Source organism: Enterococcus sp. DIV1083b (assembly GCF_051713705.1).
GTDB lineage: Bacteria > Bacillota > Bacilli > Lactobacillales > Enterococcaceae > Enterococcus_D > Enterococcus_D casseliflavus.
Genome location: NZ_JBIOQJ010000001.1, coordinates 2075105 through 2097643, shown reverse-complemented (window position 1 = coordinate 2097643; position 22539 = coordinate 2075105). Strand labels below are relative to the sequence as shown.

The following is a 22539-nucleotide window of genomic DNA, read 5'->3' as shown; positions in this document are numbered from 1 at the left end:
ATGGTTTTTCTGTCTACAAAAAAAGCGTTCCTCCTTTTTCTATCCACACGTAGACAGAAAAAATGGGAACGCGAAAAATCATGCGCTGCCACTTCCCTACGTTGGTACTAACCAAATCAGGTTCTAAGGGACCAGACTTACGTCTATCTCAGCATAAAGCGCCCCTAGTGGATAATCTTCTATTCAATTACCCCTCGAGTGTAGCACAGGACCCAGCAAAGGACAATAAAAAGAGATGTTCGACGATTGAAAGAAATCAGCAGAGCAAGTCTTTCAAGGAAATTTCTTCGCTGATATCTGTGGTGGTACATATGAAGGTTTTTACATATAAAAAAACAAGTGAAAAAGCGGTTGACAGGTTGCAAATAGTTGTGTAAAGTATAAAACCGATGGTAAAACGTAAACGTTACGTTTTGTTTTTATAAATCGTAATTGATTTATCAGTATTTTACCAAGGGAAAGAAAAAGAGGAAAAATAAAAGGAGTGTAGTTAGAAAATGAAGAAGTTTTTTAAAATAACGATGTTATCAGCAGTAGCCCTCGCTTTGGCTGCCTGTGGTCAAGGTGGATCTGACGCTACGGAGCAGTCAGGAAACGCCTCTTCTGAGAATGAACAAATTCAGGTCATGGCCACGTTTTATCCGATGTATGATTTTACACGCCAAGTTGTAGGGGAGGAAGGGCAGGTCGAATTATTGATGCCCGCAGGCACTGATTCCCACGACTACGAACCGTCTGCAAAGGACATGGCAAAGATCCAAGATGCGGATGTCTTTGTCTACAACAATGAAAACATGGAAATGTGGGTTCCTTCGATTGAAGCTACATTAAATGATGGAGATGTGACAGTGGTCAAAGCCACAGAAGGAATGGTCTTACTTCCAGGAGACGAGGATCATGATCATGACCACGATCATGGCGATGATGGTCATTCCCATGAATTGGATCCCCATGTTTGGTTAGCACCAAGCTTAGCCATGAAACAAGTAGAGGCGATCCGTGACCAACTAAGTGAGGCGTATCCAGCGAAAGCGACAGCCTTTGCTGAAAATGCTGCGAATTATTTAGCGAAGTTACAAGAGCTTCATGCGTCTTATGAAGAAGCGTTTAGCAATCCAGCGCAAAATCACTTCGTGACCCAGCACGCAGCTTTTGGTTATTTGGCATTGGAATACGGGTTGACCCAAGTACCGATCTCTGGTCTTTCACCAAGCGAGGAACCTTCCGCTTCACGAATCGCAGAACTAAAAGAGTTCGTTCAAGAAACAGGTATCCAAACGATTTACTTTGAAGAAAATGCCAAAGACAGCATTGCACGAACGTTAGCTTCAGAAGCAGGTGTCGAACTGGCTGTCTTGAATCCATTAGAAGGGTTGACCCAAGAACAAATGGATAACGGGGAAGACTATATTTCGATCATGGAACAAAACCGTGATGCCTTGAGAAAAACGACCGATGTAGCAAATGACAAAGAAATAGCGGAAGCCGAAAAAGAAAAAACGGTTTATAATGGCTATTTCGAGGATGCAGATGTACAAGATCGTCCATTATCTGATTGGGCAGGAGAATGGCAATCCGTGTATCCATTTTTACAAGACGGAACATTAGACCAAGTGTTTGATTATAAAGCAAAAATGGACAAGAAAATGACGGCTGACGAATACAAAGAGTATTATACGACCGGTTATCAAACAGATGTTGCTCAGATCAAGATCACAGACAATACAATGACGTTTATCTTCGATGATGGCACAGAGAAAGAAGCCAATTATGTGTATACTGGCAAAGAGATTTTGAACTATTCCGCTGGTAATCGGGGCGTACGTTTCTTGTTTGAAAGCACTGACGAAGATGCGGCATTCAAATACATTCAATTCAGCGACCATATGATCGCACCAAGTGCGTCCCATCATTTCCATATCTACTTCGGCAATGATAGTCATGAAGCCTTATTAGAAGAAATGGATCATTGGCCAACCTATTACCCAACTGGGATGAGTGGATTAGAAATTGCACAGGAAATGCTTTCCCATTAAAAAAAAGATTGACAATCCTCGCTCTTTTCGTCAAAGTAAACTTGATAGGAAGGGGCGAGAATTTTTTTGGAAAAAACATTGAAGAAATTAGCGAAAGTGATTGACCGCATGATGGATCACGTTGATTTGTATGGCGGACCAAGTGTGGTTAGTGACGACGATCTTGAACACTACTTAGATCCTGTTTTTTACTTGATCTTTTGCGCGGAAACAGATGGTGGCATGACTAAATTAAAAGACAAAGTCTTTGTCGAATCGGTGTACACCGAAATGCTGCCTCAAGAAGTACCGTACAGTTTAAATTTTCTTCCGTTTGCCAAAACAGCCATTGAAGACTTTTATTACTGCATGTATAAAGAAAAGCATATCACCAAATCACAATACCAAGAAATCGCCTTTGTATTGGCTGAAAAACAACCTATCTTTTTCGCACGGATGTCCAAACCCCAGTTTTGGTCAGCTGAAAAGAAAGAAGCGATGTTAGCGATGATTCAAGACACCGATCCTGAAGAACATGAACTATTGCCTGTTGATGACCCGCGTATTGCTGCAATCTCGCCAAAAATCGTCCCATTTCCAACGAAACACACGGCCTTTGATGAAACGGCGAATACACCAGTCGCCTATCAGATCCGTATTGATTTAGAAGGATACCGTCCGCCAATTTGGCGTCGTTTGATCATTCCTGCAGGGCTGACCTATGAGCAGCTGCATATGTTGATCCAGATTGCCTTTGAGTGGATGAATCAACATTTGTACTTGTTTATTGCCGGTTCGAAATCGATCGGCTTAGGCAATTCCGTACCAACGGATGCTTCCGGTATTGACCAAGATTTTCAGTATTGCAAGTCCATGACCTACATTTATGATATGGGGGCAGATTGGACGCATAAGATCAAAATTGAAAAAGTGTTGACCGCAGAAGATCACCCAGATCCCGTCGTTCCAGTTTGTATCAAAGCTGTTGGCGATGTTCCGATCGAAGATGCCTTTGATGATGATTTCCGAGAACCACTGGATCGTGAGATCATCAATGAAGTGTTACTCGATTATTGGGAAACAGGAGAATATGTTTAACTAGTAGTTAGGAAATTGTCCGTAATTTTACAAGAATCAAACAGCACAACCACCAGATCGTAACGGTTCTGGTGGTTTTTTAGTGGTTTCCTATCAAAGGCGCTTCTTGATATACTCTGTCATCGGTTTGGTGTAGCACGAGAAGTCTGTTGGTTGCGCATGTACCTCATTGATCCGATTTGCTAGCAGATAACCGATGTAAGGTCCCGTCGTTAAACCGGAAGAACCTAGCCCGCTGGCGGCGAACAAATTCGTTTCATCAGGCACTTCCCCAAAGAAAGGCGCAAAATCAGAGGTGTAAGCGCGTGTGCCGACTCGCATAGTCATTGGGGCAGCAAAGAGTGCTTCGGGGTCTTCAAGAAAAGCACCGATTCCTGTCATCAATTGCTGTTGGGCTGCTTCAGTAGGTGTCAAATCCCAACCAGCATCATTTTCATGAGTAGCGCCTAATAAAATTTGACCATTAGAGAAGGGAATCAAGTCGCCTTCGCCTTCTAGCATGGCGACCGGCCAATTGTCTGTCGGCAGGTTAACGGCAAAAGAGAGCAATTGGCCTTTTTGCGGACGGATATCGACTTGATACCCTAAAGGTGATAACAAGTCTAGTAATCCCGGTCCAGCTGTCAGGCAAAGAATCTCGGTTTCAAGAAAGTGATCCTTGGTTCTGATTTGCCAATGGTTGTCGGTTCTGACGATCTCAGCTTTTTCTTCAATAAAAGTCACTTGCTGCTGCTGAGCGTTTGCTTTTAAGTGGGCAAGATAAGCCTGACCATCTAAGCGGCCACCGCCTGTGATTCGTAAAGAGGGCATTTCTTTTAGTAACGGCAATACCTCTTTGGTTTGTGAGCCCGTCAGTAAGTCGATTTCGCCGATTCCTGGTGCCGACTTACGTCGATTTTCAGCTAATTCTGACAGTTCTTGAAGCGCCTTTTCTGGTCGCACTACCAAAGTGCCACATGGGGCATAGATGGATTCATCTAAAGCAAAATCCCGCACCAATTGTGGAAAAAACGCGGCACCGTCTTGTGCTAGCTGGTACCATTTTTTATTGCGGCGTTTGGAGAGCCAAGGGGAGATGATGCCAGCGCTAGCAGACGTTGCTTGCCCGATAAGGGAATCAATGACAGTCACGTCAAATTTGGTTTTATCAAGATAATTGGCGAGGGTCAAACCGATGATCCCACCGCCGATAATCACAACTTTTTTCATAGTAGAAGACTCCTTTGGTTGATTTCAATGAAAAGCGAATAAAAAGCGAAAGTTCTCTTAATGCCGTTTTCTTTGCGTACTTAATTGCGTATAATAAGGAAATGGAAAAGAGGGTATTATGCAAACTATTCAAACAGTCTTAAAAGAACATTTTGGCTATTCACAGTTTCGTGAAGGTCAAGAGACGATTATTCAATCTATTTTAACACAACAAAATGTTTTGGGAATCATGCCTACTGGTGGCGGGAAATCGATTTGTTATCAATTGCCTGCGCTCTTGCTGGATGGAGTGACCTTGGTCATTTCACCCTTGATTTCTTTAATGAAAGATCAAGTAGACAGCCTCGTTGATATGGGGATTCCAGCTGCCTACATCAATTCTTCCTTGACAGGGGCACAGATCAATCAACGCTTGCAAGAAGCTCGTCAAGGACGAATCAAGCTGCTGTACGTTTCTCCAGAACGTCTAGACTCAGAAGCTTTTCGCTATTCGCTGCGGCAGATGCCGATCGCTTTGTTAGCTGTTGATGAGGCCCACTGCATTTCCCAATGGGGGCACGATTTTCGCCCCAGCTATCTGCGGCTCGCCGAAACGATCGACAATTGGGAACAAAAGCCAACGATCGTAGCCCTTACCGCGACAGCTACGCCCAAAGTTGCCGAAGACATCGAAAACTTACTTTCGATTCCAGCTGAAAATCAAGTCAAGACCGGCTTTGCGCGGGAAAATTTGGCTTTTCAAGTCGTCAAGGATCAAAAAGATACCTACATCACAACGTATTTGAAAATGAACCAAGGACAATCAGGTATTATTTACGCCAGCACCCGTAAAGAAGTGGAACGAATCTATCACCTGTTGAAGCATGAACACGTGTCAGTCGGGTATTACCATGGCGGGCTTTCAGAAGAAGAGCGCTCCTTTTTTCAAGAAGAATTTCTCTATGACCGCCTACAAGTGATGGTAGCCACCAATGCATTCGGAATGGGAATCAACAAAAGCAACGTCCGCTTCGTGATCCATGCCCAGATACCAGGTAATTTGGAGTCTTATTATCAAGAAGCAGGGCGTGCTGGACGAGATGGGGAACCTAGTGATGCGATCTTGCTTTATGCGCCGCAAGACATGCAGATCCAGCAATTCTTTATCGATCAATCCGAATCAGACATTCTTTATCGCCAAAACGAATACTTGAAGTTGCGGGAGATGAGCCAATACGGACATACCCAACTGTGTTTGCAGCGCTATATTTTGCGTTATTTCGGAGAAGATGGACCCGATTGCGGTCGTTGCAGCAATTGCCTTGATGAAAGAGAACAAGTGGATATCACAGTGGATACACAAAAAGTGTTGTCATGTGTGAAACGAATGGGCGAACGCTTTGGGAAAGCCTTGGTGGGGAAAGTGCTAACTGGCTCTGGCGATCAAAAAGTCAAACAGTGGGGCTTTGAAAAGTTACCAACTTATGGATTAATGAAAGATTGGTCCCAAAAGGAAGTCAATCAGCTGATCGATTATTTAACAGCATCAGGGTATCTTTTGCCGTCTGAAGGGCAATACCCTTTGTTAAGTGTGACCAATGCGGGGATTGATGTGTTGCTTGGAAAAGCAAAAGTTTATAGAAAACAAACCAAAGTCAAACAGTTAGTGGTGGATGATGAGCTATTCGATCAACTGCGCACCTTACGATTGAATCTCGCACAAGAACAAAATTTGCCGCCATATGTGGTTTTTTCTGATAAAACACTACGAGAATTGGCGGAAGTTCAGCCAAAAACGCCGATCGAGTTTTTACAGATCAAAGGAGTTGGCCAAAACAAGTTGGATAAGTATGGCTACGCCTTTTTAGCATTGCTTTCTGAATACGAAAAGACGGAAAGTGACTAAAATAGACATTTTTCTAAGATAATACAAAAAAGACAGCAGGAAGGGACGAAACATCAGTGATTACGATTCGACCGGCAGTAGCTGCAGATCAAGCATTTTGGTTTTCTTTGGATACTCACTTACCAACGGAAGTCTTCGCCAAAAAGATAATGGAAAAAACTGCTTATGTTGTAGTTGCAGACGACCAGCCAGTAGGGTTGCTGCGCTACAATTTTTTCTGGGACACGATTCCTTTTTGTACCATGTTAGTGATCGCAAAAGCGCATCAAGGCAAGGGACTCGGGAAACGGTTGGTTACTTATTGGGAACAACAGCAAAAAGCAGCTGGCCACGCTCTTTGCTTGACTTCCACACAAGTCGACGAGCAGGCACAGCATTTCTATCGCAAACTCGGTTACCAAGATGCCGGTGGGTTACTTTTGACAAGTCCTGGATTTGAACAGCCGATGGAATTGTTCCTTGTCAAACAGTTGTGATGTTTCTGCCAGCTTATGGTACATTGATAGGAGAACAAAAAAATAGGAGCGTTTAACATGTCTTTTTTTGGAAAAATCGATTTCAATGAGTTATCAGAGACCGATCGTGCAATCTATCATTACATGTCCAGCCAAAGTGATAAAATTCCTTACATGCGTGTCCGGGAGATCGCGCTTGAATCCCACACTTCAGCTTCTTCGGTCATGCGCTTTATCCGTAAATTAGGGTACGAAAGCTTTACGGAGTTTCGTACCCAGTTTAAAGTCCCTGAATTAGATGCCGTTAGTTTTTATAGCAGCATGAATGTCCTGAATGCTGAACATTTTCCGCGAGATATTGAAGGAAAGATTCGTCGGATCGCAGAAAGAATGTTGGAATGCGACAACATCATTTTTTATGGCATCGGTGCCTCTGGTTCAATGTGTGAATATGCTGCCCGCCGTTTTGCCACGATCGGATTTAACAGTTATGCTTTGGTGGATAATACCTATCCAATCTTTGCGAAGCTGAAACATACTTCAGACAATATGATCGTGGTCCTTTCAATCATCGGAACGACCACTGAGATCATTGAAGTGGTCAATGGCTTTCGTAATAATCCTGACTTCACCACTGTAGCAATCACCAGTGACGCCAACAGCACACTGGGGCGAATGTCCGATTATGTCTTAGACTATTCAGTTGATGTGAAACGCATCAACAAGTATGAAGATTTGACGACGCAAATTCCTTGCCTTTTCTTAGTCGAAGCGTTGTCGGAGACGGTTCGTCAGTTTTCTTTATCCGCAGGGGAATAAGCTACATTTTTCCTTTAATAAATGAAAAAAACAAACAGGTTTAATGGATCAAGAGACTTTTCTTTTGATGACTTTTGGACCTGTTTGTTTTTTTGCATTTTAGCAAGCTAATTACGGTTCAGTCTTGTTTATAGAAAATGAGAGGGACGCCTGACATGAAGCGTCGATTCAAGGTGTCGAGGATTACGAGAACAACGTAATCCAAGATCATTGAGCTTTTTGTTGTATAAAAGAGAGATGGCAAGTTTCTAAAATAGTTTCAACAATAACATATGAATGAAACGTATGTTTTTTAAACTTCATGCAGGATATTCATCGATCGAGGAATATCGTGAATTTTAATCTAAGTAGAACATCGATATAATTAGTATGACATGTTTGAAAACCATCGTTTTTGAGATATCAAAAACGATGGTTTTCGAAATGAACAACTCACAAGGAGGAGGGAGAATGGATATTAACGGTGCGTCAATTAGAGGAAGGGCTTTGAAAGTATGTTTGGTCTTATTGTTCGCTTTCGGGTATACAAGAACGAGTTTTGGCGATGAGAGACGTTCAACGGAAACGGAAGGGACAGTGATGTTTACCGGGATTTATGAGCCTGTGGATCAACCAGAACCATCTCCGCCAACCGGTCCTGTTCCGCGTCCACCGCAAGACACGGGTAAACCCGGCGGGCAGCTGCCCCAGACAAACTTCATTCAACGGTTGGATTGGGTGATTCTTGGAAGTCTCTTGCTGATCACCGCACTTAACATATACGTAGTAAAACAACTTATCAAAAAAGGGAAATCAACATTCCCTAAGTGGGGCTAGATCCCATGGGAAAAATAAGAGAAATGACATTTAGGAGTGAATGCGATGAACTCATTTTTTCGCAAAAAAAATAAGTGGTTGCTGGTTCTACTTGCCTTACTCCCACTGATTACAACATTAACCATCATGAATGCCGAGACGATTTTTTCGTGGACACCAGAGGAAGAACACGAGGAGAAGGCCGACGATGAAGTGAGTGGAAAAATCTCCTTTGCGGAGGAACTGATCCAAGGCGAGGTCGAGCACATAATAGATTTTATTTTCTACTCAGAAGTTGCCCTCGAAACGGTGGACATCGCGTTGCCTCAGGAAGTAAGCATTGATCAGGAAGCTTTGAACGATGAACTAACGGTGGTAGCAACAGACCACGAAGGTGTGTGGCAACTGAACAGCGAGACCCCACAAACGACTTTTGTCTTACCGATTCTTGTGGATACGATCGGAGAATATGAGATCATCGTTGCCGAGACTGCTACGCAGCGCCTGCTGATCTTAGATCATACGGATGCCGAAGACACTGATTCGACGGAAGAAGAGAATGACTCTGCGGAAGCAGATCAGGCTGCGGATGCGGAAGCGAGAGAGCCAGAAGTAGATGATAGAAGTGGACAGATGGTCGAAGTGACAATTAACAAAAGCAATTTTAGAGAACACTTTGATGTCCAAGGCACTGCTACTTACAATGATGAAACGGGGCTATTAGTACTAACAGAAGATATATCTGGGTCAGTCGGTTATGTTACCTTAAAAGACAGAATTAGTCTGGATCAGCCATTTACGCTTAAAGGTAAAGCCAATATTGGGTCTAAACCACTTGGTGCTGACGGTATGGCATTTGGCTTTCACAATTCTGAGACCAATAGAATAGGTTATGAGGGCAATGCGTTTGGAATCGGAGGTTTGAGGGATGCTTTTGCTTTTAAACTAGACAATAACTATAATGCTACTCGAGGTTTTTTTGACCAGAATAGGTTTATCGTTGAAAGAGACCCTATAGCTGTCAATGGAGCGCCCTTTGCTGGCTTTATCTATCATAGGACACCATTATTACTGGAAACATATATGGAAGGTGATGCTCCAGCAGCAACTACGGGTGCTAGAAATGGAGCAGATGACCCGATCCTAATTGAATATCAGCCAAATAATGAAGGTCGCTGGTTTCAAGTTACTTATAGAGATATGATTTGGGAACGTGACATCAGTGATTGGCAGCCATCAGATATTTCTGCAATGGCATTTATTATATCCGGTAGTACTGGTGCGAGAAGTGATCGCCATACCTTTTATTTTGAAGAGATGAATTATTACATTGGTACCGGAACCGTCCATGTGAATTATCGAGATCGAGAGACAGGGGAGGATATTCTACCAACTGAAACATTAGAACTACCATTACGTTTCCTTCATACCCTTGACCCCAAGAACCGAGAGAGCGATGAACCCTATCAGTTAGGGTATGACTATTACGGGGTTGAGTTTGACACAGAACACTTTGACCCAGGTACATTTGATATTATGCCGCAGCCTTTCCATCAGGAGGTGACTTTTTTATTTGATCGCGTGCCATCGAACATCAAGATCAATCATATAGATGAAGAAGGGATAACACTGAGGGAACCAACCTATCAAGGAGAATTCGTAAATGAATCGGTTGATATCTTGCCTTTGACAATTCCTTATTATCAATATCTTTACGAGCGGGACGGTCAGCCGCTGGAAACAAGCGTCACCCGAGCTGAACAAGAATACTGGCTAGTTTATGGTTTGGAAAGTACTCCGCAACCAGTAGACCCTCTTGATCCGGATACGCAAGTAAATCCTGAGAATCCGCCTGAGATTGATGAAGAACAAGGGTTTGTCAGCTTGGATTTTGTTTCCCAATTCCAGTTTGGGACAGTTGGCATTCGGTCAGAAACGACGACCTACGATGCCCTGCCGCAAAAACTCCTTCAGCCGGCTGATCCAAATGATAATCTACGCCCTAATTATGTGCAGGTTTCAGATCGGAGGAGGGAAAATTCCGGTTGGACTCTCCGTGCAACCTTACGAGAGCCTTTTGAAAGTGATGAAGGGCATCAACTGACTGGTGCTAGAATTTTATTAGACAATATCGATGTAGTAACGAGTCGAGAAAACGTGTCTGATCCACCTACTCATAAAAAGCAAGCAGCACTGACTGTTGGAAATGCGGAGATAATCGCACAAGCAGGTGCCAATCAAGGCAGAGGCACTTGGGTCCAGCGCTTTGGCGATCGAGACACAATGGATCAAAGTGTCAAACTTGAGGTGCCAATTAGTGCGACTCCTCAAGCCACGAGATATTCAGCAACCATTCTTTGGGAACTATCATTTGTTCCTTAACAATAAACAAAAAGAAGCTGCAGCAAATTGCAGCTTCTTTTTGTTAGCATCGGAGAAGACACAATGTCGGATGTATCAGGGGATTTGGTGTTATCCATTATTTATGGTACACCTTGTACCATGATGAAGATTTTTCCTTTTTCCCATGAGTTGCACCAAAGTAGGAACACTATCTTTTTTTGAAAACGTTTTTAATTATACTGGATGAAAGGAATAGATACTCTTTTGCTTCTGCTAAGAAGGCGCAAATAAGGATTTTTTAAGCAAAAGAAGAGAACCTAATGATTGGAGAGAATGATAGTGGAGACCGTAAAACTAAAAGAACTGATTGACCAAATGACCGTAGCTGAAAAAGTGGGCCAGTTAGTCCAACTGACGCCAGATTTTTTTGTACAAGGAGGAGAAATCACGGGTCCGATGCAGCAATGGCACATGAGTGAAGACCAATTGTTTACGATTGGTTCTGTGTTGGGCACTCATACTGCGGAACAAGTGTATGCCATCCAAACGTCTTATCTTGAGAAAAGTCGTTTAAAGATTCCCCTTGTTTTTATGGCAGATGTTATCCATGGGTATGAAACGATTTTCCCAATTCCGCTTGCCTTAGCCTCTTCCTTTGATGCGCAGTTAGTGGAAGTGGTTGCTAAAGCTTCAGCGAAAGAAGCGGCAGAAGCTGGTGTCCATGTCACGTTTTCACCGATGGCGGATCATGTCAAAGACGCGCGCTGGGGAAGGGTCTTGGAAAGTAATGGGGAAGATCCTACCTTATCTTCTGTATTGACGGCTGCTTATGTACGAGGGTATCAAGGAACTGCTTCCCTTGCAGAAAATAAACAGCGAATTGCTGCTTGTGTCAAACACTTTATCGGCTATGGCGCTGCAGAAGGCGGCCGGGATTACCATACTGTCGATTTGTCTGATCTGGAGCTCTACCAAAATTATCTGCCCGCGTTTCAGGCGGCGATTGAAGCTGGTGCAGAATTGGTCATGACTTCTTTTAATACGATCCATGGTGTGCCGGCCACAGCCAATCAACCATTGTTGCAGGAAGTATTGCGAGAAAAGCTTGGGTTTGACGGCTTGATCATCTCAGATTGGGCAGCGGTGGCGGAATTGATGGCGCATCGTGTAGCTGCTGATCGAAAGGAAGCCGCACAGAAAGCTTTTACTGCAGGTGTCGAAATGGATATGATGAGTGATTGCTATTTGAACGCACTGGAGCAAATCATTCAGGCAGATCCTGCTATGAAAGAGCAGTTGAATAAGGCGGTTTTTCATGTGCTACATTTAAAGAACAAGCTAGGCCTTTTTGAAGACCCTTATAGAGGGTTAGCACCGGAAAAATTAACGCCTAGACTCCTAAAGGAAACCCGTCTTCTTTCACGAGAAGCAGCAAAGAAAACAACAGTTCTTCTGAAAAACCAAGCACTGTTACCGTTGCAGAAAAAGCAAAAGGTCGCATTGATCGGCCCCAAAGCAGCTTCGAAGGATCTTTTGGGGGCTTGGTCGTGGATCGGCAAACCGGAGGCTGCGGTCTCCTTAGCGGAGGGGCTTTCTCAAAAAGAAATTGACTTAACTGTCTTATCGTATCCTGACGGGGAAATGTTGACGAGCGCCTTTATTGATGAGGCGTGTAAAGTTGCTAAAGAAGCTGAGGTTGTTTTATTGGCTCTGGGGGAAACTAGCGAGGAAGCGGGAGAAGCGGCAAGTTTGACCAAACTTTCTTTATCAAGAAAGCAAGAAGCATTGATTGAAGCAGTAAGTCAGGTCAATCCTAGGATCGCAACGATTCTTTTCTGTGGCAGACCACTGGTTTTGACCGCCATCGAGCCTCTTTGCCAAGCCATCATGATTGCTTGGTTCCCTGGATCAGAAGGAGGCAATGCGTTGGCAGATTTGTTGATGGGCGAATCTGAACCGCAAGGACGTTTAGCTATGAGTTTTCCTCGAGCAGAAGGTCAATTACCGATGACCTATGCTCAACTCTCTACAGGGCGTCCACTGACTGAAGAGAATAGTGATCAAAAATATATTTCGCGTTATATGGATGAAAAAAATGAGCCATTGTTTTCTTTTGGCTCGGGGATGGGCTATGGTCGATGCACGATCACCCACACCCAAATCATTAATCCTCAGGAAAAGGATGCACCATTTGAGGTCAGCTGCACGCTGAAAAATGAGGGAGATGTACCGCATACCACGACACTGCAACTCTATAGCAGAGACGATGTTACAGAAGTAGCGCGACCGATGCGGGAATTAAAACAATGGCAAAAAATCCATCTTGCTGCAGCCGAAGAAAGGCAGCATTCATTCTATGTTACACCAGAGGATTTTGCTTATGTTCATTCCGATTTCTCGACAAAAAGTGATCCTGGTACGATTTCCTTATACCTTGGCTTTGCTGCTGCCTCAGCGAAGTTGATTGGTACGCTCACGATTTAAAAGCCTTTCGAGGCTTTTTTTTTGTAGGTACAACTTGTACCATGATGGCACAGGTTTCAAGTTGCTGGTACAAACGCCAATCAGCCCTAGAATCATTGTGGATGAAAACGTTTTTATATATAGTTGGATTATCAGATGACCAGTGAGGAAGCGGTCGTTCATTTTTCCGATAAAATAAAAACGTTTTTATTTTTGTGGGATCAGTTTAGGAGGTGAGGGTCATTTGGCAAATCGAATCACGATCCGAGAAGTGGCGAAAGAAGCAAATGTGTCGATTGCGACGGTTTCTAAAGCACTCAACGGTGTCGATGTTGTTCGTCCAGCTACGAAAGAACGCGTGATGGCGGCAGCACAACGTTTGCATTATGTTCCCAATTTAATGGGCAAACAATTGAAAAACACGAAAACGAAAATGCTCGGTTTCTACACTACCAGCATGAAAGGGCCTTACTTTAGCGTATTAGTTGAAGCGATTGCCAGAGAGGCAGAAAAACATGGTTATGCGGTCAATGTCTTCTTATCCACGGATAAACGAGTGGTTCTCAATAGTATATTAGGCGGTGTTGTTGATGGCATTATTGGCTTTGAAGATTTTTTAACGAAGCAGGATTTGGCTGCGATGGAACGAGAACAAATCAAAGCCGTCTTTATCGATCGAAACATTCAAGAAAAGAACTTCGGCAGTGTAGTCTTTGATTCTTTCGAAAAAGGAAAAGCAGCCACCGAGTATCTTTTATCACTTGGTCACAAAAAAATTGCCTTTATCAGTGGTATTACTGGTGTTTATGATAGTGATGAGCGCTTAAGAGGGTATTTAGAAGCATTAAACGAGGCAGGGGTTTCTAAACGGTCGGACTATCAATTGCAAGGGTTCTTTGAAGAAGAACGAACGAGAGTCCGTGTGCAACAGTTTTTGCTAGAGCAGAAAGATTTACCCACAGCGTTTCTGGCGGGAAATGATCTTAGTGCGATCGGAACGGTCAAGGCGATCCATGAGACCAAGTGGCGGGTGCCAGATGATTTCAGCGTAATTGGTTTTGATGGCATCGATCTTTTGGACTATTTCATGCCTCGGTTGACGACTGTGAAAAATCCAATCCAATTGCAAGGGGTCACGGCAGTCAAACACTTGATCGAAATGATTGAGGAAAGTGCCATTGGGATCTCCTACGTTTTATCAGGGGAATTGTGCATCAATCAATCGACAAAACAAGTAAATGAATAATGAGGGTGAAGCAATGTTTATTGGAATCGATGTTGGAGGAACCACCATCAAATATGGTGTGATCTTGAAAAACGGTGAAATTGTCAAAAAAGGACAGATGCCGACGATCCATGAAAAGGAGGGATTTTTGCAATCCATCACAGCATTGATCAAATCATTGCAGCAAGAAGCAATAGTCGATGGTGTCGGGATTAGCGCACCGGGCATCATCCAAAAAGATGGCACGATGATTACAGCAGGATCAATCAAATCCCTTTATGGAATCAATTTAAAGCAAGAAATAGAAGAACGTGTCAAGCTACCGGTCATGGTTGAAAATGATGCCAATGCAGCGGCGATCGCTGAAAAATGGCTTGGGCACGCACAGAACTGTGAGAACTATCTATGCCTTGTCGTCGGTACAGGCATTGGCGGTGGGATCATTGTTAATGATCAGCTCTATCGCGGCAGCCATGGCATGGCAGGTGAATTCGGATGGATGCTGATCGATAGCTTACCTGACCAAGGAAATTTAGAAACTGTTTCCTTGAACCAAAGAGCTGCTGTCGTGGGTGGTCTTTTCCATCAGTACCAGTTGGCACTTCAACAGCTTGGTCGGAGTGATTTCCCTCAAGATGCGGTGGAGATCTTTCAGCGAGGAGCGCAAGGAGAAGTGGTAGCGAACCAAGTGCTTGCACAGTTTTTTCAAGATTTATCGGTGGGCTTGCTCAATTTGATCAGTACATTTGATCCCGAGCTGATTTTGATTGGTGGTGGGATCAGTGAAAATGATGGGTTTATGGCAAGGCTTGAAGAGACCCTCTGTCAGCTAAAAGTTCGCCATGAAAGTATTGGTTACTTAGAAGGACGCACGATTGCACCGATTCGACGTGCAAAATTAAAAAACGATGCAGGTATGATTGGTGCGGTCTATCAGTTGATGAACCAACGAAGGAAGTAACTCATTTCCTTCAGATGGAAAAGTAAGCGTTTTAGAAAGGGTGGAACAATGGAATCTAAAGGAGTCGTACTTAAAGCAACCCCAAAGAAAAGAACCTTTTTGCAGAAACTAAAAGGCCAAAGTTTTTATCAAGCAATGGTTTGGCCAGGGATTATCCTGATGATTATTTTTAATTTTATCCCACTATACGGGATCGTCATCGCATTTAAAGATTACTCAGTGCTTGATTCGATCGCGAATGCAGAGTGGGTCGGTACCCAATACTTCCAAGAATTTTTTAGTGATTCAATGTTTTGGACGGTGATGAGTAATACGTTAGGCATCAGCTTTTTTAAACTACTGATTGGTTTTCCAGCAGCGATTGGCTTAGCGGTATTGATCAATGAAATCGTTCATGTGCGCTTGAAGAAGGTCGTTCAAACGGTGTCTTATTTGCCGCATTTTCTTTCTTGGGTCATCTTAGGAGGCATGTTTATTACGTGGTTGTCTGATACCGGTTTGGTCAATAATTTACTGTTAGGTGTTGGGTTGATCGATGAACCGATTCGCTTCTTGACTGATCCCGAAAAATATTGGGCGATTGCAGTCATTTCCGATATTTGGAAAGAAGTTGGATGGAATACGATTTTATACATTGCTGCTATGACAGGGATCAATCCAGCTCTTTATGAAGCAGCGAGAATGGATGGCGCCACGAAGTTTCAGCAGATCACTCGGATCACGATCCCTTCGATCCGTCATATTATCGCCTTGACATTTGTTTTGTCAGTCGGTGGGTTATTGGGTTCAAACCTCGATCAAACACTCGTCTTACAAAACCCTGTCAATTATCAGTCCAGTGAAGTCATTAATTCATTCGTCTATAAAATGGGGATTCAACAAGGAGACTTCTCCTATGCGACCGCCGTTGGTCTATTTGTGTCGGTTGTCTCATTGATCCTTGTGGTCGGTAGTCATCTTTTGACAAAAAAAATCAGTGATGAATCAGTCTTTTAGAGGAGGGAAAGTATGAAACAAACATTTTCAAAAGATGAGAAGATCTTCAATACTGCCAATGTGATTTTCATGGTGTTCTTCTTAGCCATCATTGCGTTGCCACTATGGAATATCGTCGCCTTATCTTTCAATGATGCAACCGATGCCGCAAGAGGGGGGATCTATTTCTGGCCACGGGAATTTTCACTAGAAAGTTACTACACCGTTTTTGAAGATTCTGCGATCTATAAAGCCTTTGTCATCTCAGTTGCAAAAACAGTGATTGGTGTTGTTTTGCATACGGCATTGACGGCGATGGTTGCTTACGGGATGAGTCGTAGAAACTTAATGGGGCGGAAAATCTATATGAACATGGGGATTTTAACGATGTTCGTTTCTGGAGGGATGATTCCTACCTTTCTCTTATTTAAAGAACTCGGCTTGTTAAATAATTTTTGGGTCTACATCATACCTGTCTTATTTTCTTTTTACGATATGGTGATTTTGATGAATTTTTTCCGGAGCATTCCATTTTCGCTGGAAGAATCTGCCATGATGGATGGCGCCAATCCTTTTATTATTTTCGTAAAAATCATTTTGCCATTGTCCCTTCCAGTTTTGGCAACCATCGCATTATTCCACGGCGTCTTTCAGTGGAACGACTACATGACCGCCAATATCTATGTTGATGATCGTAGTTTATATCCTTTACAAATGCTACTATTTCGGATCGTTTCGGAAAATCTATCGCCTGCAGTAGCAACAGGCACCAACGTGGTCAGAAATACGACTTCTCAGTCACTGCAATTAGCAACTATGGTGGTAACGACGGTTCCTGTCGTCGTGATCTATCCATTTTTACAAAAGTACTTTATTCAAGGGATGACTCTTGGATCAGTAAAAGAATAGACAAAAGGAGAGAAAAAAATGAAAGCAAGCAAATTATTCTTAGGAATCGGTCTCGTATGTACATCAGTCGTGGTATTAGGCGCCTGTGGTAATTCCAACAGCGAGTCAAAAGGGGCTGCTGTAGTAGAAGATCTGCCAGAAGCTCGCTTTGAAGCAGACAAAGATACCCCAAGCTGGCAAAAAGACACTGATCATGAAGCGACCTTGAAGTGGTATGTCAACTTTGATTGGTATGCTCAGCCAGGTTGGGGAAAAGATACTGTGACGCGAAAAATCAAAGAAGATATGAATATCAATGTCGAATTTATTTCAGGGAATGATGAGAACCTTAACACGATGTTAGCTGGAGGCGATCTGCCAGATATCATGACCTTCGATAAAAATCTATCTGCTGCCAACGAAGCGACGAAATTTGCTTTACCACTGAATCTTTTAGCAGAAAAATACGATCCATATTTTCTAGAACATGCAGCGAAACCGGAATCTGTTCAATGGTTTACTTTAGAAGATGGCAACATTTATGGATACCCGAGCTTTTCCACGACTGCACAAGATTATGAGGACGGCAATGTAGTGGGAGACCAAGTTTTCATTGTCCGCAAAGATATTTACGAAGCGTTAGGTGAACCCGATATGTCGACGCCAGAAGGATTTTTAGATGCGTTAAAACGGGCAAAAGAAGCATTTCCGACTGCAGATGATGGTGCAGCTCTAGTCCCATTTGCTTCGACTGCACTAGATATTTCCAATGGCGGGGATGGCGCATATGGTGGTACTTTGCAAGATTTTCTAAGCATTGCACCAAGTGTTGATGGGCAATTTAATGATCGAGATGCTGATGAGGAGTATATCACGTGGATCGAGACTTTTAGAAAAGCTTACAATGAAGGATACATCACCAACGACCAATTTTCAGACAATGACAACACGATGAAAGAAAAACTAGGGCAGGGCCGTTACTTTGCTTACTTGCATACAAACACGAAAGGACTCAATGAGTTCATGTCAGACAATAATGCTCGTAACCCTGAACAAACCTATATTGCCGTCGATGGGCCGAAGAATTCGAATGGCGATGATTCCACTTTTACTGGCGGAAATATTGGTGGATGGACACAAACCTTTATCACGACGTCGACAAAAGAACCCCAAAAAGCTATGGAGCTTTTGACCTATTTGGCAAGTGAATATGGTACGATGGTCACGACCTTTGGGATTGAAGGGGAAACATACAATCTCGTAGATGGCGTGGTTGAATACTCAGAGGAAACAGAGGCCTTACGAAATTCGGACATAGCTCGTTTTGACAAGGAAGTTGGGCTAGGGTCTTATTGGTTTGTTGGGAATGACAATTATGCTATCCAAATGGGACAAAAACCAGCTACATCGATTCGTCAGATGGTGGAATGGTCCCAAGATAAGTTAGCACCACGTTTTGAGATCGAAGATATTGATCCTCGCACCGGTTCTGAAGCAAGAAACCTCACTTCCATCAACACAGCAAGAGTGCAAGCGTTGGTCAACTTTATTCAAGCAGACTCGGAAGAAGCGGGCCGTCAGATTTGGGAAGACTACCTACAAGAACGAGAAAACAATGGATGGTCAGCAATCGTGGATTACCGAAATGAGAAAATCGCTGAAAATATTGAAAAACTAAACTAAAGGTGTGTGTGTGATGTTTGCTTTAGAGAGTCGTTTTTATCGTATTTGCGAAGTTATTTTTCGTATGCTGGTTTTGAATCTTCTATTTTTGGTGGTGTCGTTTCCGATCGTCACTTTTCCTGCAGCTATGCGAGCGGTCGTAGATGCTTATGAACATCCTGAAGCAAAACTGCTACGCCCCTTTTTGAAAAACAGCAAAAACGCCTTGTTGAAGACCCTACCATTAGGGGTCTTCAATCTCTTCTCATTTTTATGCGGACTCAGCTTGTGGCGTTCAGCTGCTTTGACGAATTCATTGTTTTTCTCTTTTTTGACCATCATTTTTCTTACCTTTTTGTTGTCCTACAACATTAACCTTTATGTGATGCAATCAAAAATAAAAGATCGGCAAAACCTGTTTATCCTTTTTCGAAGTAGTTTTTTCTTTACGATGATGCACTACCATAAAGGGATCGGAATCTTAGTCCTAGCAGCGATCGGTTATTTCTTCACATGGCAATCAGCACCAGGTATCTTCTATCTGTTTTGTCTGTCTGGGCCCTTGTATTTCTATCAAAAAGTGTTGCATCTAAAAAGAGTGGATCAATCTTGATTCACTCTTTTTTTGTTGCTTGTATTCACCACTAGCAAGGAAGTAAACAGGATGAAACACATTCCAATCTTTGAAACGCATTGAATTGAAAACGTTTGCTATTCTATTAGTAACAAATGTTTCCTATAATTAACCTACAAATCAATTACAAAGGAGTTTCCTCAATGAAAGAAAAAGTGATGGATGCGATGCAGAAATTCTCCAAGGCAATGTTTGTGCCCGTCTTGATTTTGCCGATCGCAGGGATATTGATTGCCGTTGGGAATGTGTTTACAAATGTCCGCTTGCTTGAGCAGTTTCCCTTTTTGGATAATCCGATAACCACCGGTTTTGGTAGTATCTTGTCCGCTTCCTTATTACCGATTTTAACCAATTTGGGCATTATTTTTTGTGTCGGGATTGCTCTAGGGTTAGCTAATAAGAAAAAAGCTGAAGCGGGATTTACCGCGTTGTTAGGTTATTTCGTCTTCTTGAATGCCATGAATAAATTCATGGAACTTCGGGGGATGTTGGTTCCAGCCGATGCCCTTCAAGGTTCAGGACAAGCGATCGTTTTAGGAATCCAAGTGTTGGATATGGGGGTCTTTCTGGGTATCATTTTAGGGATCGTCGTAGCATTGATCCATAATCGTTTTATCGATACGACCTTTAACAACGCCTTTCAAGTTTATGGCGGCGCGCGCTTCGTCTTTATTGTCTTGATTCCGGTCGTCGTGTTATTAGCCATCGTTTTCACGTTTATATGGCCAGTAATTCAAACTGGCATCGACGGTTTAGGCGGCATCATTCAACAAACGGGCAACTTTGGCATCTTCTTGTACGGTATGTTGGAACGCTTATTGATTCCAACTGGCTTGCATCACTTGATCTACACGCCGTTTTTGTATACTTCATTAGGCGGTGTCGCAGAAGTTGGCGGTCAAGTCTTTGAAGGGGCACGAAACATTTATTTTGCGGAAATTGCTGACCCAGCAGTCCGCGTATTATCGCAAAGTGTCATTTGGGACGCTCGTGGGATCTCAAAAATGTTTGGACTGATCGGTGCCTGTTTGGCGATGTATCAAACGGCAAAACCAGAAAATAAAGTCAAAGTCAAAGCCATTTTGATTCCAGCTGTCGTCACTTCCTTTATTGCAGGTGTGACTGAACCAATCGAATTTTCTTTTATGTTCGTGGCACCTGTTTTGTTCGTCATTCATTCTGCACTTAGCGGCTTGAGCATGGTGGCGTTAAATCTCTTTGGTTCTCGCGCCATCGGACCGAATGGCTTCATCGACTTTCTTTTGTACAACTTGCCCTTAGGGATCGAGAAAACTCGCTGGCCAGTGTACTTGATCGTCGGAGTCGTCTTCTTCTTTCTTTATTACTTCTTGTTCCGCTTTTTGATCACGAAACTGAATTTGAAAACGGTCGGGCGTGAAGAAGATGGGACAGAGACCAAACTGTATTCGAAGAAAGAGTACAAAGAAAAACAACTTGCTGGAGCAGGTGTCGGGGTCATGGCGAGTGACCAAGCCGCCATTAGTCCGACTGGTGAAACAAGTATCTCAGCAATCATCACCAAAGCGCTAGGTGGCGATGACAATATCAAAACCATCGACAACTGCTATACCCGCTTACGTTTAAAACTAAAGGATCCTGAACTCGTGGATGAAGCGCTACTAAAAGACGAAACACAAGCCAAAGGCGTGATCAAAAATGGTGAAAATGTCCATGTCGTTTACGGGTTGACTGTGCCGAAAGTGCGGGAAGAATTAGAAAATTATCTTGGAAGAGAAGGAGAGATTGAATGATGAAAAATTTTTCAGTAGTGATCGCAGGGGGCGGCAGTACCTTTACCCCGGGAATCGTTATGATGCTACTTGACAATCAAGAACGCTTTCCTTTAAGAAAGCTGAAACTATACGACAATGATGAAGCACGCCAAGCGATCCTTGGTGAAGCCCTAGCGATTTTATTAAAAGAACAAGCACCGCAAATCGAATTTTCGTTTACGACGGATCCTGAAGAAGCCTTCAGCGATGTCGATTTCTGTATGGCGCATATCCGAGTAGGAAAGTATGACATGCGGGAAAAAGATGAAAAAGTTCCCTTGCGTCATGGCGTCTTTGGCCAAGAAACCTGTGGACCAGGAGGGATCGCTTACGGGATGCGCAGCATCACTGGTATGCTGGAGATCATTAATTACATGGAAAAATATTCCCCCGATTGTTGGATGCTGAATTATTCCAATCCAGCTGCAATCGTAGCTGAAGCATGTCGGGTCTTGCGTCCGAAATCAAAGGTTCTGAATATCTGTGACATGCCCGTGGGCACGTTGCGTCGCATGTCGCAAATCATTGGCAAACAGCCAGAGGAACTAGAAGTTCGCTACTTTGGCTTGAATCATTTTGGCTGGTGGACCAGCGTCAAAGACAAAGAAGGCACGGAGTACATTCAAACCATTCGTGACTACGTTGCAGAACACGGCTATTTGACGCAGGTCGAAGTGGATACCCAACATACTGACCCAAGTTGGCAAGACACCCACAAAAAAGCCAAAGACCTCTTGGCGCTCACACCAGAATATCTGCCAAATACGTACTTGAAGTATTATTTATACCCAGATTACGTCTACGAACACATGAAAGAACATCCAGAGTATACGCGTTCCAATGAAGTGATGGAAGGACGGGAAAAACGAGTGTTCGATCATGCCAAAAAGATCACTGCCCAAGGCTCTGCTGAAGGGATCGCCTTTGAGATTGATGCCCATGCAACCTTTATCGTTGATTTGGCACGCGCCATCGCTTTTAACACGCATGAGCGAATGGTTATGATTGTGGAAAACAACGGCGCGATTGCGAACTTCCCAGATGATGCCATGGTGGAAGTGCCATGTATCGTCGGTTCTGATGGACCAGAAGCTCTCGCTCAAGGAAAAATTCCTGCCTTCCAACAAGCGCTCATGTTCCAACAGGTGACTGTGGAAAAATTAGTGGTCGAAGCATATGTGGAAAAGAGCTATCAAAAAATGTGGCAAGCGTTAAGCCTTTCCAAAACGATTCCTAGCGCAAAAGTAGCCAAAGAGTTGCTCGATGATTTGGTCTCGGAAAATGGTGATTACTGGCCAGGATTGTCTTGATTTGTTTCA

Annotated in this window: 17 protein-coding genes and 1 riboswitch; of the genes, 16 read left to right on the top strand and 1 reads right to left on the bottom strand. The window is 43.3% G+C overall.

The window, feature by feature from the left end; all coding sequences use genetic code 11:
- Positions 1 to 76: 76 nt before the first annotated feature.
- A riboswitch (TPP riboswitch) is annotated at positions 77 to 176 on the bottom strand.
- A 321-nt stretch (positions 177 to 497) separates the two neighbouring features.
- Together IGI69_RS09670 and IGI69_RS09665 are read left to right on the top strand one after the other, a co-directional pair.
- A complete protein-coding gene (locus IGI69_RS09670; RefSeq protein ID WP_034869348.1) occupies positions 498 to 2036 on the top strand; it encodes a zinc ABC transporter substrate-binding protein AdcA in 1539 nt (512 codons plus the stop codon).
- 66 nt (positions 2037 to 2102) lie between these two features.
- Positions 2103 to 3113: a plasmid pRiA4b ORF-3 family protein gene (locus IGI69_RS09665; protein ID WP_034869351.1), complete on the top strand. Its 1011-nt coding sequence runs from the start codon at positions 2103 to 2105 to the stop codon at positions 3111 to 3113.
- A 93-nt stretch (positions 3114 to 3206) separates the two neighbouring features.
- Here IGI69_RS09665 and IGI69_RS09660 read toward each other — a convergent pair whose 3' ends face one another.
- A complete protein-coding gene (locus IGI69_RS09660) occupies positions 3207 to 4322 on the bottom strand; it encodes an NAD(P)/FAD-dependent oxidoreductase (protein ID WP_438740662.1) in 1116 nt (371 codons plus the stop codon).
- Between the two features lie 118 nt (positions 4323 to 4440).
- On the opposite strand from IGI69_RS09660, the gene recQ reads away from it, so the two are divergent.
- From recQ to IGI69_RS09590, 14 genes are all read left to right on the top strand, one after another.
- Positions 4441 to 6207, top strand: coding sequence for a DNA helicase RecQ (gene recQ / locus IGI69_RS09655; RefSeq protein ID WP_142968220.1), 1767 nt, complete (start codon positions 4441 to 4443; stop codon positions 6205 to 6207).
- A 56-nt stretch (positions 6208 to 6263) separates the two neighbouring features.
- On the top strand, positions 6264 to 6683 hold the full coding sequence (locus IGI69_RS09650) for a GNAT family N-acetyltransferase (RefSeq protein ID WP_087627649.1): 420 nt from the start codon (positions 6264 to 6266) through the stop codon (positions 6681 to 6683).
- 57 nt (positions 6684 to 6740) lie between these two features.
- Complete coding sequence (locus IGI69_RS09645) at positions 6741 to 7481, top strand: MurR/RpiR family transcriptional regulator (protein ID WP_438740659.1); 741 nt, start codon at positions 6741 to 6743, stop codon at positions 7479 to 7481.
- A 450-nt stretch (positions 7482 to 7931) separates the two neighbouring features.
- Positions 7932 to 8297 (top strand): hypothetical protein, encoded by a 366-nt coding sequence (locus tag IGI69_RS09640; protein ID WP_167823176.1) that lies wholly within the window; start codon positions 7932 to 7934, stop codon positions 8295 to 8297.
- Between the two features lie 45 nt (positions 8298 to 8342).
- The gene (locus IGI69_RS09635) at positions 8343 to 10658 is read left to right on the top strand and encodes a lectin-like domain-containing protein (protein WP_438740656.1); all 2316 of its coding nucleotides are present in this window, start codon (positions 8343 to 8345) and stop codon (positions 10656 to 10658) included.
- Positions 10659 to 10958: 300 nt separating this feature from the next.
- On the top strand, positions 10959 to 13103 hold the full coding sequence (locus IGI69_RS09630; RefSeq protein WP_438740654.1) for a glycoside hydrolase family 3 N-terminal domain-containing protein: 2145 nt from the start codon (positions 10959 to 10961) through the stop codon (positions 13101 to 13103).
- Between the two features lie 223 nt (positions 13104 to 13326).
- Complete coding sequence (locus IGI69_RS09625) at positions 13327 to 14328, top strand: LacI family DNA-binding transcriptional regulator (RefSeq protein WP_438740652.1); 1002 nt, start codon at positions 13327 to 13329, stop codon at positions 14326 to 14328.
- A 13-nt stretch (positions 14329 to 14341) separates the two neighbouring features.
- Positions 14342 to 15268, top strand: a complete 927-nt coding sequence (locus IGI69_RS09620; RefSeq protein WP_428215125.1) for an ROK family protein — start codon at positions 14342 to 14344, stop codon at positions 15266 to 15268.
- Positions 15269 to 15316: 48 nt separating this feature from the next.
- A complete protein-coding gene (locus tag IGI69_RS09615; protein WP_016610970.1) occupies positions 15317 to 16264 on the top strand; it encodes an ABC transporter permease in 948 nt (315 codons plus the stop codon).
- Positions 16265 to 16276: 12 nt separating this feature from the next.
- Positions 16277 to 17152 carry a carbohydrate ABC transporter permease gene (locus tag IGI69_RS09610; RefSeq protein WP_005236529.1) on the top strand — a complete coding sequence of 292 codons (876 nt, stop codon included), beginning with the start codon at positions 16277 to 16279 and terminating at the stop codon, positions 17150 to 17152.
- 18 nt (positions 17153 to 17170) lie between these two features.
- Positions 17171 to 18814, top strand: coding sequence for a hypothetical protein (locus IGI69_RS09605; protein WP_016610972.1), 1644 nt, complete (start codon positions 17171 to 17173; stop codon positions 18812 to 18814).
- A 13-nt stretch (positions 18815 to 18827) separates the two neighbouring features.
- A complete protein-coding gene (locus IGI69_RS09600) occupies positions 18828 to 19406 on the top strand; it encodes a hypothetical protein (protein ID WP_438740649.1) in 579 nt (192 codons plus the stop codon).
- Between the two features lie 164 nt (positions 19407 to 19570).
- Positions 19571 to 21199, top strand: a complete 1629-nt coding sequence (locus IGI69_RS09595; RefSeq protein ID WP_008381549.1) for a PTS transporter subunit EIIC — start codon at positions 19571 to 19573, stop codon at positions 21197 to 21199.
- A complete protein-coding gene (locus IGI69_RS09590) occupies positions 21199 to 22530 on the top strand; it encodes a 6-phospho-alpha-glucosidase (RefSeq protein WP_438741521.1) in 1332 nt (443 codons plus the stop codon). Before IGI69_RS09595 ends, IGI69_RS09590 begins: the two co-directional genes overlap by 1 nt.
- Positions 22531 to 22539 lie beyond the last annotated feature (9 nt).

Bases quoted from the DNA above. Each gene is read 5' to 3' on its own strand.
- IGI69_RS09645 (WP_438740659.1), top strand. From the start codon at position 6,741: ATGTCTTTTTTTGGAAAAATCGATTTCAATGAGTTATCAGAGACCGAT.
- IGI69_RS09615 (WP_016610970.1), top strand. From the start codon at position 15,317: ATGGAATCTAAAGGAGTCGTACTTAAAGCAACCCCAAAGAAAAGAACC.
- IGI69_RS09670 (WP_034869348.1), top strand. From the start codon at position 498: ATGAAGAAGTTTTTTAAAATAACGATGTTATCAGCAGTAGCCCTCGCT.
- IGI69_RS09660 (WP_438740662.1), bottom strand. From the start codon at position 4,322: ATGAAAAAAGTTGTGATTATCGGCGGTGGGATCATCGGTTTGACCCTC.
- IGI69_RS09605 (WP_016610972.1), top strand. From the start codon at position 17,171: ATGAAAGCAAGCAAATTATTCTTAGGAATCGGTCTCGTATGTACATCA.
- IGI69_RS09595 (WP_008381549.1), top strand. From the start codon at position 19,571: ATGAAAGAAAAAGTGATGGATGCGATGCAGAAATTCTCCAAGGCAATG.
- IGI69_RS09635 (WP_438740656.1), top strand. From the start codon at position 8,343: ATGAACTCATTTTTTCGCAAAAAAAATAAGTGGTTGCTGGTTCTACTT.
- recQ (WP_142968220.1), top strand. From the start codon at position 4,441: ATGCAAACTATTCAAACAGTCTTAAAAGAACATTTTGGCTATTCACAG.
- IGI69_RS09590 (WP_438741521.1), top strand. From the start codon at position 21,199: ATGAAAAATTTTTCAGTAGTGATCGCAGGGGGCGGCAGTACCTTTACC.
- IGI69_RS09610 (WP_005236529.1), top strand. From the start codon at position 16,277: ATGAAACAAACATTTTCAAAAGATGAGAAGATCTTCAATACTGCCAAT.
- IGI69_RS09600 (WP_438740649.1), top strand. From the start codon at position 18,828: ATGTTTGCTTTAGAGAGTCGTTTTTATCGTATTTGCGAAGTTATTTTT.
- IGI69_RS09620 (WP_428215125.1), top strand. From the start codon at position 14,342: ATGTTTATTGGAATCGATGTTGGAGGAACCACCATCAAATATGGTGTG.
- IGI69_RS09640 (WP_167823176.1), top strand. From the start codon at position 7,932: ATGGATATTAACGGTGCGTCAATTAGAGGAAGGGCTTTGAAAGTATGT.